Annotated in this window: 13 protein-coding genes and 1 tRNA gene; 7 read left to right on the top strand and 7 right to left on the bottom strand. The window is 61.9% G+C overall.

All coding sequences use genetic code 11. From position 1 onward, the window contains the following. Window positions 1-28: 28 nt before the first annotated feature. From AC097O_RS12835 to AC097O_RS12850, 4 genes are all read right to left on the bottom strand, one after another. Window positions 29-1,105: a Fic family protein gene (locus AC097O_RS12835; RefSeq protein WP_479593203.1), complete on the bottom strand. Its 1,077-nt coding sequence runs from the start codon at window positions 1,103-1,105 to the stop codon at window positions 29-31. A gap of 203 nt (window positions 1,106-1,308) precedes the next feature. Continuing rightward, window positions 1,309-2,589: a restriction endonuclease subunit S gene (locus tag AC097O_RS12840; RefSeq protein ID WP_479593204.1), complete on the bottom strand. Its 1,281-nt coding sequence runs from the start codon at window positions 2,587-2,589 to the stop codon at window positions 1,309-1,311. Next, window positions 2,579-4,132 carry a class I SAM-dependent DNA methyltransferase gene (locus AC097O_RS12845; RefSeq protein ID WP_479593205.1) on the bottom strand — a complete coding sequence of 518 codons (1,554 nt, stop codon included), beginning with the start codon at window positions 4,130-4,132 and terminating at the stop codon, window positions 2,579-2,581. Before AC097O_RS12845 ends, AC097O_RS12840 begins: the two co-directional genes overlap by 11 nt. Before the next feature lie 21 nt (window positions 4,133-4,153). Then, entirely contained in the window at window positions 4,154-5,005 is an 852-nt protein-coding gene (locus AC097O_RS12850; protein ID WP_479593206.1) for an MOSC domain-containing protein, read from the bottom strand. A gap of 54 nt (window positions 5,006-5,059) precedes the next feature. On the opposite strand from AC097O_RS12850, the gene AC097O_RS12855 reads away from it, so the two are divergent. The 7 genes from AC097O_RS12855 (at window position 5,060) to AC097O_RS12885 (ending at window position 11,521) form a co-directional block, all read left to right on the top strand. Further along, on the top strand, window positions 5,060-6,187 hold the full coding sequence (locus AC097O_RS12855) for an FAD-dependent monooxygenase (RefSeq protein WP_479593207.1): 1,128 nt from the start codon (window positions 5,060-5,062) through the stop codon (window positions 6,185-6,187). Between the two features lie 13 nt (window positions 6,188-6,200). Beyond that, window positions 6,201-6,917, top strand: coding sequence for a DsbC family protein (locus AC097O_RS12860; protein ID WP_479593208.1), 717 nt, complete (start codon window positions 6,201-6,203; stop codon window positions 6,915-6,917). A 75-nt stretch (window positions 6,918-6,992) separates the two neighbouring features. Next, window positions 6,993-7,439, top strand: a complete 447-nt coding sequence (locus tag AC097O_RS12865) for a DUF3429 domain-containing protein (RefSeq protein WP_479593209.1) — start codon at window positions 6,993-6,995, stop codon at window positions 7,437-7,439. 24 nt (window positions 7,440-7,463) lie between these two features. Beyond that, window positions 7,464-9,278 (top strand): M61 family metallopeptidase, encoded by a 1,815-nt coding sequence (locus tag AC097O_RS12870; protein WP_479593210.1) that lies wholly within the window; start codon window positions 7,464-7,466, stop codon window positions 9,276-9,278. 82 nt (window positions 9,279-9,360) lie between these two features. After that, window positions 9,361-10,140 (top strand): enoyl-CoA hydratase, encoded by a 780-nt coding sequence (locus AC097O_RS12875; protein ID WP_479593211.1) that lies wholly within the window; start codon window positions 9,361-9,363, stop codon window positions 10,138-10,140. A 37-nt stretch (window positions 10,141-10,177) separates the two neighbouring features. Then, window positions 10,178-10,254 (top strand) — tRNA-Met (locus AC097O_RS12880). Window positions 10,255-10,324: 70 nt separating this feature from the next. Beyond that, window positions 10,325-11,521 carry a multidrug effflux MFS transporter gene (locus AC097O_RS12885; protein WP_479593212.1) on the top strand — a complete coding sequence of 399 codons (1,197 nt, stop codon included), beginning with the start codon at window positions 10,325-10,327 and terminating at the stop codon, window positions 11,519-11,521. A gap of 19 nt (window positions 11,522-11,540) precedes the next feature. On the opposite strand, the gene AC097O_RS12890 is transcribed toward AC097O_RS12885, so the two are convergent. From AC097O_RS12890 to AC097O_RS12900, 3 genes are read right to left on the bottom strand one after another with little or no spacing between them, the layout of a single operon-like run. Next, entirely contained in the window at window positions 11,541-12,608 is a 1,068-nt protein-coding gene (locus AC097O_RS12890) for an ABC transporter ATP-binding protein (protein WP_479593213.1), read from the bottom strand. Between the two features lie 22 nt (window positions 12,609-12,630). Continuing rightward, the gene (locus AC097O_RS12895; RefSeq protein WP_315208281.1) at window positions 12,631-13,431 is read right to left on the bottom strand and encodes an ABC transporter permease subunit; all 801 of its coding nucleotides are present in this window, start codon (window positions 13,429-13,431) and stop codon (window positions 12,631-12,633) included. Further along, a complete protein-coding gene (locus AC097O_RS12900) occupies window positions 13,428-14,300 on the bottom strand; it encodes an ABC transporter permease subunit (RefSeq protein ID WP_315183204.1) in 873 nt (290 codons plus the stop codon). The genes AC097O_RS12895 and AC097O_RS12900 overlap by 4 nt, the downstream gene beginning before the upstream one ends. Window positions 14,301-14,393: the final 93 nt, after the last annotated feature.

Consider the following 14,393-nt stretch of genomic DNA (forward strand, 5'->3'; position numbering starts at 1 on the left):
CAGAAATGTCGATCGCGTCACCCTATCGTCACCCCACCAACTGGGCAAACAAGGCATCGTTGACGTAATACTTCTCACGCCCATGCTTACTCTCGCGTAGCACCCCCAGGCCGGCCAAGGTCTGCAAATAGCCCGATGCCGTTTGTCGCTTGGCAATACCAGCCTCCACCACAAACTGTATTTTTGTGTAGGGATGGCGAAATATCACCTCCACCAAATCTTTGCTGTACACGCCCGGCGCTTCACGCTGCACCCTCTCACGCACCTGCTCCATCAGATCCCGTATGCGGGTCACCTGGTCGAAAGTTTGCTGCGCCGTACTCTCCACAGCCTTCAACATGAAGAGCAACCAGTTCTCCCAGTCCTGCGACTCGGTCACCCGGCGCAGCCCCTCGTAGTAAGCCGCTTTGTTGGCAATGATGTAGCGGGATAGAAACAGCACCGGAATGTCCAGCAGACCCCGCTCCACCAGATACAACAAATTCAAAATGCGCCCCGTGCGGCCATTGCCATCCGGAAACGGATGGATCGCCTCAAACTGGTAGTGCATCACGGCCATCTTGACCAATGGGTCCAAATCGTCCTCGGCGTGGATGAACTTCTCCAGATTCGACAGCTTGTCGCGGATCACGGCATCGCCCACCGGGGGCGTGTAAATCACCTCGTCACGCTCATTCTTGAGTGCCGTACCCGGTAGCACCCGTACCTGCAGCTCGGTCTGCTTGATGAGTTGCACGATCTCCACAAACAAGTTCGTCGTCAACGGCCGGTCGCGCAGCGCATGAAACCCGTGGTACAGCGCCTGGCGGTAACGCAGCACCTCTTTGGTATGCGCATCGGTTTTGCCATCGGCATCGGCATCGGCCCGGTACAGCTCATCGTTGGTCGTCACGATGTTTTCAATCTCCGACGACAACCGCGCTTCCTGCAACACGATGCTGTTGATCAACACACCCTGGTTCGGTATTTGCGCAGCCAGTCCCCGCAAGTTAGCCAACACCCGGTTCGCGGCAATCGCCTGCTTGAGCACGACCTTGCTTTCCAATTCGGCCGCAGGCGGCAACAACGGCAGTGCGTTATAGGGCTGGCTACGGTCAAACAACATAGGTATGCGGGCCTCCACTAGACATGGTTAAAAAACGCGAATTTCTATGCATGTTAGTCCGCACATGTATAGAAAACGCGGTTTTTTATACATGTGCGTGGCGGCGTGGCGTGGGGTAGCACGCTTTGACTTATGCATGAAATCAGTCTCTAGCGCAGATATCACCTGCGCAAGCAGCTATCTAAAAAATAGCAATCAGCGTTTTATGCACAAACCTCGTCCAGCACCGCTTCGGCCTGTGGCAGCCGCAACTGGCCGGAGATCAAGCGCGGGAGCAGGGTGTCGCGGAGGGTGGCGAGGATTCTGGCGCACTGCTTCGCCTGAACTATTTTTTTATACAAATCATCCACAACAAAACCGAACGCCTTAAGCACCAGTGGATCAGGCACCTTTATCTTGAAACGGTCGATATCATTTTTCCCAAGATGAATCACTGTTGTAGCAGTTTCTGATGCTTCGACAGAAGCAAGCAACGGCATGATGCTGCGGTGTAAATAGGCCGCTGGAAAGCCCGCCTTGGGCGCAAATACACACACTCGTTGATTTAACCAGGCTTCATCGCCGCCCCACAGGTATGCACGGAACTCACCGTCCATGCCAACGACAACATCGCCTGGCTGCACTAAATATCCTTTGGAATGCTCCTCTGGCGTAAAAATACCGGGTGACTCGTCACGCAAATCGCGAATGCGAATAAGTGGTTTCCCAATACCCTCAGAATTGAACTTTTTTGAGGCAAAGGGAGCGCCATAGATTACGTTCGCGGCGGCATAAACGGACTCCACACGCCACCCTTTCGGTATCAAACCCAACTCCGAATCCTCCAAGCCATCGGGAAACAGCGCCGCTGTGGCCTCATCCATGCCTTCGGGGGCGCGGCCTTCCATCTTAGCGCGCACGGGGTCGAAATCGACAAACCACGACTTGAACAGCGCCTGGGCGATGCCCTCGAGCGTGGCATTGGTTTCGCGCAGAAGGGTGATGCGGTCGTCGAGGGCTGCCAGAACTTCAGAAATTCTCCGTTGTAGATCGAAAGGCGGGAGATCGAACTGGAAGTCCCGCATCAACTTTAGAGACACGTTCTTAATCGTCGATCCAGTGGCGAGATTCTGTATGTAGCTTTGGAAGATTTCACTCTCGAGCACGTAGCGAATGAAATGTTTATCGACGTTATCTTCAACATTAAAGTAACAAGCACTTTTTCCAAGAACAACCTTTTCACCTGCATAAATAGCAACGTTGCCTAGGGTTCCATTGATCGACACCAGTATTGTTCTGTCGGTAAGCTTTTTTTTGTACTTATTGAACTCGGAAACTGCAACGCGTTTCGTTGTGTCATTGAAGGCAATCTTGCCGTTGCTAAGGTTGTTGCCATTGATGAAAAAATATTCACCATGCGGATCGTATTCAGGTGTGCCGTGAAGGCCATCACCCAGAACAGACGTGACCTCTTTGAGTGTGACTCGGCTCCAATCAGAAGTCATACCCCAGCCCCCCCAACTTCCTTCGGATCACTTGGTCCAGCTCCGCCCCCTTGGCCATCTGCTCACCCAGCTTCTCCGTCAACAGCTGCATCTTGGTCGCAAAGTCCGCGTCGTTGTCTTCCACCTCTTCCGCGCCCACGTAGCGGCCGGGGGTGAGCACGTGGCCGTGCTGGGCGATCTCGGCCAGTTTTACGCTGCGGCAGTAGCCGGGCTCGTCGGCGTACGCCTCGGCACCGGGCTCACCGCGCCAGGCGGCGACGGTGGCGGCGATGCGGTCGATCACCGCGTCGGTGAACTCGCTTTGCACGCGGCTGATCATGGTGGCGAGTTTGCGGGCGTCGATGAACAGCACTTCGCCCTTGCGCTGCGTCTTCTGCTTCACCAGAAACCACAGGCAGGCGGGGATCTGGGTGTTGAAGAACAGCTGGCCGGGCAAGGCGACCATGACTTCCACCACGTCGGCATCAACCATGGCTGCGCGGATCTCGCCCTCGCTGTTCTGGCTGCTGCTCATGCTGCCGTTGGCCAGCACGATGCCTGCGCGACCGGTGGGCTTGAGGTGGTACAGCATATGCTGCAGCCAGGCGTAGTTGGCGTTGCCTGGGGGCGGCTCGCCATAGGCCCAACGCGGGTCGCCGCTGAGGCTGGCGTGCCACCAGTCGCTGATGTTGAAGGGCGGATTCGCCAGGATGAAGTCGGCGCGCAGGTCGCGGTGCTGGTTGCGGGTGAAGCTGTCGCCGGGCTCTTTGCCCAGGTTGAAGTCGATGCCCCGGATGGCTAGGTTCATGGCGGCCAGACGCCAGGTGGTGGGGTTGGATTCCTGCCCGTAGATGGACACGTCGCCCCGCTTGCCACCGTGAGATTCGATGAACTTCTCACTCTGCACAAACATACCACCCGAGCCGCAGCAGGGGTCGTAGACCTTGCCGGTGTGCGGGTTCAGGATGGCGACCAGGGTTTTGACGATGCTGGCCGGGGTGTAGAACTGGCCGCCACGCTTGCCCTCGGCGCTGGCGAACATGCCCAGAAAGTACTCGTACACCTGGCCCAGGGTGTCGCGGGCCACATCGGGCGTGGCACCGAAGCCTATGGTGGACACCAGATCGACCAGCTCGCCGAGCTTGCCGTCGGGCAACTGGGCGCGGGCGTAACGCTTGTCCAGGATGCCTTTGAGGCGCGGGTTCTCGGCCTCGATCAGGGTCAGCGCGTCGTCAATGTGCTTCCCGATCTCGGGCTGTTTGGCCGCTGCCCGCAGGGCTTCCCAACGGGCCGCTTCGGGCACCCAGAAGATGTTGGCCTCGGTGTAGTAGTCGCGGTCTTCCAGCTCGGCGGCCACGTCTTCGGCACTGGCCTGGCCGTAAAAATAGGCATCCTCCGGGTCCACCAGACGCAGGGCCAGGCTGGCGTGGTGGGCGGCAAAGGTGTCGGAGATGTATTTGACGAAGATCAAGCCGAGCACCAGGTGCTTGTATTCGGCGGCGTCCATGTTGGCGCGCAGTTTGTCGGCGGTGGCCCAGAGTGTTTTTTTAATGTCGTCAAGCATGCAGAGGGCAGGTTTCCAGGTTTAGTCAAATTTGTAGTCAGCACAGGCGCTTTGGCCCACGCGCAACTCACTATCCATCCCAGCCAGCACGATGGCATTCATGCCAAAGGCCACGGCCCCGCCGACCACGGCGGTTTGGCGGTAGGTTTGCAGCATGTCGCCTACCGTGGGGGTGCTGAGGGCGGTGGCGGGGTCGATGTTGGGGATGGGGCAGCGCGGGCAGGGTTTGACCATGCGCAAGCGCGCCTCACCCTGTGCGGTGGTGATCAACAGCTCGTCCAGGCGGTCTTCGTCGTGGGCTTCGATGCCTGAGAGCACAATGTTAGGGCGAAAGCGCTCCATGGTCACAGCGGCCTCTCCGGCGGCGGCCAGGCGCTGGTTCAGGCCGTCGAGCGAGGCCTCGCTGACGACCAGCACGGCGTAGCCGTCGGAGAACTGGTTCAGCCCCTTGGCATCGCCGGTCCATTGCGCGCTGGAGAGGCGGCGGTGCTCGGGGTGGAAGCGCACCAGGCGCAGCGGCTGGCCCAAGAAGTCGCTGAACCACTGCGCCAATGCGTCGCCCATGTCGAAGGCGGGCACGGTGTCTTTCCACACCGTCACCTGCACGGGGTGCTCTATTTTGTCTAGCTGCACACGCTGGTCCAGCATGCCCGGGGCCCGTAAAACCATGTCAAAAGTCTGCAGCTCGGGCTGGATGAGGGCCATGCGCGGCAGCTCGCGCTGGGTGACGAACTGGCCTTGCGCGTCCACCACCATCCAGGCGCGGTCGAATTCCAGGCCGGTTTCCGTCAGCGTCGCGTGGTCCAGTGCCACCCCGGCGCAGGATTTGACGGGGTAGACGAACAGGCGGGTGATGGTGGCGGCGACATCCATAGGGCGATTCCTCGGGCAAATTTGCGCATTGTGCCCCGCTCCTACAATCGAAAGATGGCCCAACCTTTTGACATTTGTATCCGTGGCGCTGGCATTGTCGGCCGCACTTTGGCGTTGTTGCTGGCGCGCGACCGGCTGCGCGTGGCTTTGGTGGCCGACCCGGCCCACCCCCACCCGGCCGACGACGTGCGCGCCTACGCGCTCAATGCAGCATCGCGCACGCTGCTCGAATCCCTGCGCTGCTGGCCCGATGCGGAGCACGCCACCGCCGTGCAGCAGATGCAGGTGTGGGGCGACAAGGGCGGCGAGGTCACGTTTACCGCCAGCCAGCAGGGCGCGCCTGCGCTGGCCTGGATTGTGGACGTGCCCGCACTGGAAGCCCGCCTGGGCGAGGCCGTGCGCTACCAGCCGATGATCGAGGTGGTGGAGGCCCCCGTTAACACCGCGCTGACCGTGGTCTGCGAAGGCAAGGCCAGCGCCACCCGGGCCGAGCTGGGCGTGGAGTTCGACAGCATGCCCTACCACCAGCAAGCCATCGCCACCCGGCTGGTGTGCGAAAAGCCGCACGGACAAACCGCGCGGCAATGGTTTGCCAACGGCGAAATCCTGGCTTTTTTGCCCTTGCAGGGCGAGGCTGGGAACTCTGTGGCCGTGGTGTGGTCTGTGCAAGAGGCCCGTGCAGCCGCGCTGCTGGCCTTGTCGCCCGAAGATTTCTGCCTGGCTTTGCAAGAGGCCAGCCACGGCGCGCTGGGGGTACTTACTTTGGATGGTCCACGGGGAGCCTGGCCGCTGCACAAGGCGCAGGCCAACCATTGGATTGGCAGCAAGGACCAGCGTGCATGGGTATTGGCAGGCGACGCCGCCCACACCGTGCACCCGCTGGCGGGCCAGGGGCTGAACCTGGGCCTGGGCGATGCGGCCACGCTGGCGCAGGTGCTACACGGGCGCGACTACTGGCGCAGTGTGGGCGATGTGAAATTGCTGCGGCAGTACGAGCGGGCGCGCAAGACGGCGCTGCTGGCGGTGGGCGGGGCGACGGACGGTTTGCAGCAGTTGTTTGCGCGCGGCGATGCCACCACGCAGGGGCTGCGCAACTGGGGCATGCAGGGGTTTGAGCGCAGCGGCTGGGTGAAAGCCTGGGTCGCGCGGCAGGCCATGGGATTGGAAACTCTTGGGAATTGATCGGGAAATTGACATGACATTGATGAAATACGCGGCAGCCACGGCCATCGCCATCGCCTGCCTGGGTGCGCAGGCCGACGAAGCCTCCATCCGCAAAAACCTGGCCGAGCGCATTCCGCAAATGCCCAAGATCGAAGAGATCACCAAAAGCGCGATGCCCGGCCTGTTCGAGCTGCGCACCGCCGAGAGCGACATCATGTACACCGATGCCGATGGCAACTTTCTAATCCAGGGCAACCTGATCGACACCAAGGCCCGCCGCAACCTCACCGAAGAGCGTCTCAACAAACTCAGCGCGGTGGACTTCGACAGCCTGCCCAGCAAAGACGCGTTCACCATCGTGCGCGGCAACGGCAAACGCAAGATTGCGGTGTTCGAAGACCCCAACTGCGGCTATTGCAAGCGCTTCGAGAAGGATTTGCAGAAGGTGGACAACGTGACCATCTCGCTGTACCTCTACCCCATCCTGAGCGCCGACTCCACCGAAAAGTCGCGCAACATCTGGTGCGCCAAAGACAAGGCCAAGGCCTGGAACGACTGGATGCTGCGCAACCAGGTGCCCGCCGCCGCCGCCGCCAGCTGCGACGCGCCTGCACTGGCCCGCAACGTCGAGTTCGGCCGCAAATACCGCATCACCGGCACGCCTACGCTGCTGTTTGCCGACGGCTCGCGCATCCCCGGCGCCATTCCGGTAGAGCAAATTGAAGCCCAGCTCGCCAAGATCAAGTAACCCAGAGTTTTATGCCTTTCAGGCCTCTTGCGCTTATGGATAGGGCGTAAGAAGCTATTAAATATGAAGCAAAGTATGTTGCATACCCTGCCTGCAGAAACCCTGGTGCGCCGCCTGTCCTACCTGGGCCTGGTGCCTTTTGTGCTGCTGGCCGCGCTGATGTGGCTGGTATCGGCCGATCTGCACCCCTTTATCGCCATCGCGCTGGTCAGCTATGCCGGGGTGGTTGCCGCGTTCCTGGGCGGCATCCACTGGGGCATTGCACTGCGCCCCGATACGCTGAACGCACCACATGGCCGGTGGCACCTCGTCTGGGGCGTGGTGCCTTCGCTGGTGGCCTGGGTGGCGGTGGTCATGCCGGCCTACGCGGGCCTGCCACTGCTGGGCTTGCTGCTGGTGGCCTGCTGCGTGGTGGACTTCAAGACCTGGCCTGGCGTAGGGCTGGCGGCCTGGCTGCCGATGCGCCTGCGCATCACCGTCGTGGCGGTGGTCTGCTGCGTGCTAGGGGCTGCAGGCACCTGACTCCAGTGGGGTATTCTTGGTGCTATGCCCAACCCCACCGCGACCACTCCCGTCCATTACCGCGTGGAGGTGGCTAATCTCCACGCCCACCTGTTCCGCGTTACGCTGACCATCGCCCAGCCCGCCGCCCTGCAGCGGGTGTCGCTGCCGGTGTGGATTCCAGGCAGCTACCTGGTCCGCGAATTTTCCAAAAACCTGCAGCACCTGCAGGCCCGCCAGGGCAAGCGCGCCCTGCCCGTGCAGCAGCTGGACAAAAACACCTGGGAAGTTGCAGCCCAGCCGGGCAAGCCGCTGGTGCTGGTGTGTGAGGTCTACGCCAATGACGCATCCGTGCGCACCGCCTGGCTGGACGCGACGCGCGGCTTCTTTAACGGCACCAGCCTGTTTTTGCGGGTGCATGGGCAAGAAGACACGCCGCACGGGCTGGAGCTGGTGGCCAGCCCGGCCATCGCGCACTGGTCGGTGGCCACCGGGCTCACCGCCACCAAGATCGACCCCGCAGGCTTTGGCCAGTACCAAGCCGCCAGCTATGACGAACTGGTGGACTGCCCGGTGGAGCTGGGCACGTTCTGGAGCGGTGAGTTCAAGGCCTGTGGCGTGCCACACCGCTTTGTGGTGGCGGGCGCGCCGCCCTCGTTCGACGGCGCGCGGCTGCTGGCCGATACCAAGGCCATTTGCGAGGCCGAGATCCGCTTCTGGCACAGCGCCAACGGCGACGGCAAACGCCCCGGCAAGCCGCCGCACACAAGCTACGTCTTCATGCTCAACGCGGTGGACGACGGCTACGGCGGGCTGGAGCACTGCAACTCCACCGTGCTGGTCTGCAACCGCCGCGACCTGCCGCGCACGCCGGATGCCGAGGCCAAAAAGCCCGCCGCTCCGGTCAAGCGCAGCGAGGGCTACACCACCCTGCTGGGGCTGATCTGCCACGAATACTTCCACACCTGGAACGTCAAGCGCCTGCGCCCGGCCGAGTTTGCGCGCTACGCCTATGACGCGGAGCAGTACACCCGGCTGCTGTGGTTTTTTGAAGGCTTCACCAGTTATTACGACGACCTGCTGCTGCGCCGCGCCGGGCTGCTGGACAACGCCCACTACCTCAAGCTGCTGAACAAAACCATCAACCAGGTGCAGCAAACGCCGGGCCGCTTTGTGCAGTCTGTCGCCCAGGCCAGCATGGACGCGTGGGTCAAGTACTACCGGCAGGACGAAAACACGCCCAACGCCACCGTCAGCTACTACACCAAGGGCGCGCTGGTGGCCCTGTGCTTCGACCTGACGCTGCGCGGCCAGGGCCAGACCACGCTGGACGAGGTGATGCGCGCCCTGTGGCAGCGCTGCCAGGCCGGGCCCATGCGCGAGGCCGACTTTGCCGAGGTGCTGGCCGACCTGGCCGGGCGCAGCTTCGAAGCGGAAATCCAGGCCTGGGTGCACGGTACCGCCGACTTGCCGTTGAAAGACCTGCTGGCCGGCCACGGCGTGGCGGTGCATGAAGACCCGGCCCAACTGGCCCAGCGCCTGGGCCTGCGTGTGGGTGAGACCCAGGGCGTGCAGGTCAAGGTGGTGCTGCGCGGCGGCGCTGCCGAGCAGGCGGGTATGGCTGCAGGCGACGAATGGCTGGGCGTGGAAACCTCCGATGGCGGCTGGCGCATGGCCAAACTGGACGATCTGTTGCTGTACGCGGGCACCACCCGCCAGGTCACCGCCCTGGTGGCACGCGACAAGCGCCTGCTGCGCCTGCATTTGACCCTGCCCACGGTGGCCAGCACCACCACCTGGCGGCTGGCCACCGAGAATCCGCGCGCCGTGATGGCCTGGCTGGAGCCTGGCAAAACCTGATTTATATATAAAAGTGCCTCTACCGCTTATTTAATAAGCGTAAACAGCTCTTAATTCAATAGCAAACCCAAAAGGATTTTTAATGGACTACCAGGCAATTACCGTGACCACCGAAGCGGGCAAGGTCGGCATCGTCACCCTGAACCGCCCCAAGCAGCTCAATGCACTGAGCGACCAGCTGATGGACGAGCTGGGCCACGCACTCAAGGCGTTTGATGCCGATCCCGCCATTGGCTGCATGGTCGTCACCGGCAGCGAGAAGGCCTTTGCGGCGGGCGCGGACATCGCGGCCATGGCCGCCTACGACTTTGCCGAGACCTTCAAGACCGACTTCGTGACCCGCAACTGGGAGACCATGCGCACCGTGCGCAAGCCGGTAATTGCCGCCGTGGCGGGCTTTGCGCTGGGCGGCGGCTGCGAGCTGGCGATGATGTGCGACTTCATCATCGCCGCAGACAACGCCAAGTTTGGCCAGCCCGAAATCAAGCTGGGCGTAATTCCCGGCGGCGGCGGCACCCAGCGCCTGCCACGCGCCGTGGGCAAATCCAAAGCCATGGACATGGCGCTGACGGGCCGCATGATGGATGCCACCGAGGCAGAACGCGCGGGCCTGGTCAGCCGCGTGGTGCCGCTGGACCAGCTGATGACCGAGGTGCTGGGTGCGGCGCTGATGATTTGCGACTACGGCCAACTGGCCGTGATGGCGACCAAAGAATCGGTCAACCGCGCCTTCGAGAGCAGCCTGAGCGAAGGCATGTTGTTCGAGCGCCGCCTGTTCCACGCCATGTTCTCCACCGCCGACAAACGCGAAGGCATGGACGCGTTCCTGAACAAGCGCAAGGCGGTTTTTACGCACCGCTAAAAACCGGGGCAAAATCCGGTATATAATTTTGCTCTTTGGTGATATAGCTCAGTTGGTTAGAGCGCAGCATTCATAATGCTGATGTCGGTGGTTCAAATCCACCTATCACCACCAAATTTAAAACCCGCAGAGCACACGCTCTGCGGGTTTTTCCGTTTTTGGGTTTCAGTTACAGACTCACCACATGAAATCGAACTTCTTTCGCACTGCACTGGTCCTGGGTTTGCTGTCGGCCATTGGCCCCTTCGCCATCGACATGTACCTGCCCGCCCTGCCCTCGATCGGCCAGACCTTGAACGCCTCCATGGCGGCGGTGCAGCTCAGCCTGATGGTGTTTTTTGTGTCCATGGGCATTGGGCAAATCATTTACGGGCCGGTGTCGGACATGTTTGGCCGCAAGGCACCGCTGTACTTTGGCCTGCTGCTGTTTGCGGCGGGCAGCATTGGCTGCGCGCTGGCCCCCGACGTACAGACCCTGGTGGTGCTGCGCTTCATCCAGGGCCTGGGAGCCTGCGCGGGCATGGTGATTCCACGCGCCATCGTGCGCGACCTGCACACCGGCCACGATGCTGCCCGGCTGATGTCACTGCTGATGCTGGTGTTCAGCGTGTCGCCCATCCTGGCCCCGCTGGCGGGCAGCTTTTTGATCGAATGGTTTGGCTGGCGCAGCGTGTTCTGGGCCGTCACGGTAGCTGCGGCCCTGGGCCTGGCCCTGCTGGCCACCAGCCTGCCCGAAACCCGCCCTGCGGCGGACCGGGTCAACAGCAGCGTAGCCAGCGCCCTGGCGGGCTACGGCAAGCTAATGCGCGACCGGCATTACCTGGGGCTGGTGCTGATCGGGGCCTTTGGCATGGCCAGCTTTTTTGCCTACCTGGCCAATTCGTCTTTCATCATGATCGACCACTACGGACTCACGCCGCGCGAGTACAGCTTTACTTTCTCGGTCAACGCCGCCGCCTTCATCGGCGTGTCGCAGTTCACCGGCCAGCTGAGCCAGCGCTTTGGCCTGGTCAAGGTGGTGAACTTTGCCGTGGCCGGGTTTGCGGCGGTGATGGGCGTGCTGCTGCTGGTGAACCTGGGCGGCGTGGACCGGCTGGATGTGCTGATCGCTCTGCTGTTCGTCGGCTTTGGATTTTTGGGCCTGGTGGTGCCCACCACCGCCGTGCTGGCGCTGGAAGAGCACGGCGAGATAGCCGGCACCGCATCGGCCCTGATGGGCACCATCCAGTTCGTGGTGGGCGCGCTGGTGATGGCCGTGGTGGGCCTGTTTGTGGACGGCAGCGCCCGGCCCATGGTGCTGGGGATTGCCGGGTCGGCCATCGCCGCTTGGGTGTGCGCGCGCCTCACACTGGGCGGCACGCGCTCGGTACCGGCGGTTTAAGCACCACAGCGGCGAAGGCTCAGACTGTTTCTTCCAGCACCAGCAGGTTGTCAAACGAAAAGCCCAGGGTCACGCTCTCACCGCGCTGCGGCAGAGCGCGGTGCGGATCGTTGAACACGTCCAGCGACAGCACAAAAGTCCCCGTGCGGGCACGGATACGCACCACCGCACCCAAAAAGTTGACATCCTCCACGGTGGCCTGCAAAGCGTTGCGGCCGGGCACGGGTGGCTCCAACGTGATGGCTTCGGGTCGGATGGCCAGCGCCCGGGTTTGCCCCGCCACCGCGCCTGGCATCTTGGTGGCGGTAACCAAAGGCTGCCCGGCTACCGAAATCTGGCCCGCAGCCGGATCGACCACCGCGCCCGACAGCAGGTTCAGCGTGCCCACAAACGAGGCCACGAAACGGGTGCGCGGAAAGTTGTAGACCTCGCTGGGCGTGCCGATCTGCTCGACCCGGCCTTCGTTCAGCACCACGATGCGGTCGGAGATGGACAGCGCCTCTTCCTGGTCGTGGGTCACAAAAACCGAGGTGATGCCCAGCTCGCGCTGCACGGCGCGGATTTCTTCGCGCAGCGAGACGCGGATCTTGGCATCCAGGGCGGACAGGGGTTCGTCCAGCAGCAGCACCTGCGGCTTGCCCGCCAGCGCACGGGCCAAGGCCACCCGCTGCTGCTGGCCGCCCGACAGCTGCCAGGGGTAGCGCGCGCCCAAGGCGGCCAGGCCGATGAGCTTGAGCATCTCGGTCACGCGCAGGTGGATCTGCTCTTGCGGCATCTTGGCCACCTTGAGGCCAAAGCCGATGTTCTCGGCCACCGTCATATTGGGAAACAGCGCGTACGACTGGAACACCATGCCGATGTTGCGCTGGCTGGTGGGCGTGTGGGTGACATCCTTGCCGTCAAACTTGATGTTGCCGCCCGACGGGCCTTCAAACCCGGCCAGCATGCGCAGGATGGTGGTCTTGCCGCAGCCGGAGGGCCCAAGGAAAGTGATGAACTCGCCCTTGGCGATGTCCATGGTGAAGTCGTGCACGGCGGTTTGCGTGCCAAAGGTCTTTTTCAGATGGGAGATTTCGAGGAAAGCCATGTAAGGGTGTTTTTCTGAAAAATTATTGTTTGACAGCGTTCTTGGCATTGCGCCCGAAAACCTGGATCAGGCCCATGGAGGCCCAGGTGATCATGAAAGCCATGATGGCCAGCGCCGACGGCTCATAGGCCTTGTTGGCACCCACCAGTTGCAGGTAGGGGCCAAACGCCGGGCGGCTCAGCAGGCTGGCCATGGTGAACTCGCCAATCACTACCGCAAAGGTCAGGAACGCGCCCGACAAAATGGCCGAGCGCAGGTTCGGAAAAATCACCTTGAACAAAATGGTGAAGGTGCCCGCCCCCAGCACCTCGGCGGCCTCGGTCAGGGTACGCACGTCGATAGTGCGCAGGCCGGTGTCGACGGAACGGTACATGTAGGGCAAGGACAAGGTCACGTAGCTGCACATCAGCAAAAAGTCGGTAGCCCGCTCGTTGCCTGTCAATGGAATCCACGAGTTGCTGCCAAAGATGCGTAGGTAACCAAACACAATGACGATGGCCGGAATCACCAGCGGCAGCAAGGTGATGAACTCCACCAGCGGGCGCAGCTTGGGCAGGCGCAGCTGCACCCAGTAGGCCGTGGGCACCACCAGCAGCACACCCACCAGGATGGTGATGACGGCCATCAGGATCGAGTAGCCAAACGTGGCCTGGAACAGCGGGTCGGCAAACACCACCCGATAAGCTTCGAAGCTGTACTCGCCGCGCAGCATGCGCATGCTGAACTCGAAGGTGGCGATGAGCGGAATCAGAAAGTAGCTGGCCCCGATGCCGATGGCGATCCAGGCACCCAACCTGGACGGGGAAGAAGAGCTGGAACTCATGTGCGCCCCTTTTCCGATTTGCTGCGCAGCCAGATGTAGCCTGCGTTGGAAACACCCGTAATCACCACCATGCCCAGGGCCAGCGCGTAGCCCAGGTTGGGGTTGTGCAGCACGTCGCCCCGGATCTGCGCGTACAGCAGGATGGGGACGATGTTGAGCGAGCTGCCGGTGAGCGCATAGGCTGTGGCCACCGCACCAAAAGCATTGGCGAACAGCAGCAGCATGGCCCCCATGATGCTGGGCCACAGCACAGGCATCGCGATATAGCGCCAGTAGTGGTAGGCCGAGCCGCCCAGGCAGTCGCAGGCTTCGCGCCACTCGCGTTTCAGGCCCTCCAGCGCAGGCGAAATGATCAACACCATCAATGGGATTTGAAAGTACAGGTAGGTCAGCGTCAGCCCGGTGAAGCTGAGGATGCTGAAGCCGGTGGAGTACAGATCAAACCCCAGGTAATTGCGCATCAGCGCCGTGACCAGGCCCACCCGGCCCAGCGTGGCCAGAAAAGCAAAAGCCAGCGGCACACCTGCGAAATTGGAGGCCACGCCGGAGAACGTCATGAGCGTGGGCTTGATCCAGGCGGGCAGCTTGCCCTGCACTGCGGCCCAGGCCAAAAGGAAACCAATGGCACCACCGCCCAGGGCCGAGGCGGCACTGATGCGAATACTGATCCAGTAGGCACTGAGCACATTGGGCTCGAACAGCCCCCGGATGTTGGCCAGCGTGAAACCGCCATCCCCATCCTGGAACGCCCCCACCATCAGATACGCAGTGGGCAAAATCAGAAACATGGCGGCGAACACCAAAAACGGAAACACGCCCAACCAGTGCCAAGGGACGGATGTGGGCGCAGCCCCGCCGCCAGAATTCAAACTATGTGCCACGAGGTGCTACGCCTTTCAGCCAAGAATCCAAGCCCCAAAAAAACTTGGCATGGCCCCAAGAGGCCATGCCAAGACACACCT

This window comes from Rhodoferax sp. LS1P39 (assembly GCF_056521425.1).

Excerpts from the sequence above, each read along its gene's own strand:
- AC097O_RS12860 (WP_479593208.1), top strand. The coding sequence starts at position 6,201 with ATGACATTGATGAAATACGCGGCAGCCACGGCCATCGCCATCGCCTGC.
- AC097O_RS12845 (WP_479593205.1), bottom strand. The coding sequence starts at position 4,132 with ATGCTTGACGACATTAAAAAAACACTCTGGGCCACCGCCGACAAACTG.
- AC097O_RS12875 (WP_479593211.1), top strand. The coding sequence starts at position 9,361 with ATGGACTACCAGGCAATTACCGTGACCACCGAAGCGGGCAAGGTCGGC.
- AC097O_RS12835 (WP_479593203.1), bottom strand. The coding sequence starts at position 1,105 with ATGTTGTTTGACCGTAGCCAGCCCTATAACGCACTGCCGTTGTTGCCG.
- AC097O_RS12895 (WP_315208281.1), bottom strand. The coding sequence starts at position 13,431 with ATGAGTTCCAGCTCTTCTTCCCCGTCCAGGTTGGGTGCCTGGATCGCC.
- AC097O_RS12840 (WP_479593204.1), bottom strand. The coding sequence starts at position 2,589 with ATGACTTCTGATTGGAGCCGAGTCACACTCAAAGAGGTCACGTCTGTT.
- AC097O_RS12890 (WP_479593213.1), bottom strand. The coding sequence starts at position 12,608 with ATGGCTTTCCTCGAAATCTCCCATCTGAAAAAGACCTTTGGCACGCAA.
- AC097O_RS12865 (WP_479593209.1), top strand. The coding sequence starts at position 6,993 with ATGTTGCATACCCTGCCTGCAGAAACCCTGGTGCGCCGCCTGTCCTAC.
- AC097O_RS12870 (WP_479593210.1), top strand. The coding sequence starts at position 7,464 with ATGCCCAACCCCACCGCGACCACTCCCGTCCATTACCGCGTGGAGGTG.
- AC097O_RS12885 (WP_479593212.1), top strand. The coding sequence starts at position 10,325 with ATGAAATCGAACTTCTTTCGCACTGCACTGGTCCTGGGTTTGCTGTCG.
- AC097O_RS12850 (WP_479593206.1), bottom strand. The coding sequence starts at position 5,005 with ATGGATGTCGCCGCCACCATCACCCGCCTGTTCGTCTACCCCGTCAAA.
- AC097O_RS12855 (WP_479593207.1), top strand. The coding sequence starts at position 5,060 with ATGGCCCAACCTTTTGACATTTGTATCCGTGGCGCTGGCATTGTCGGC.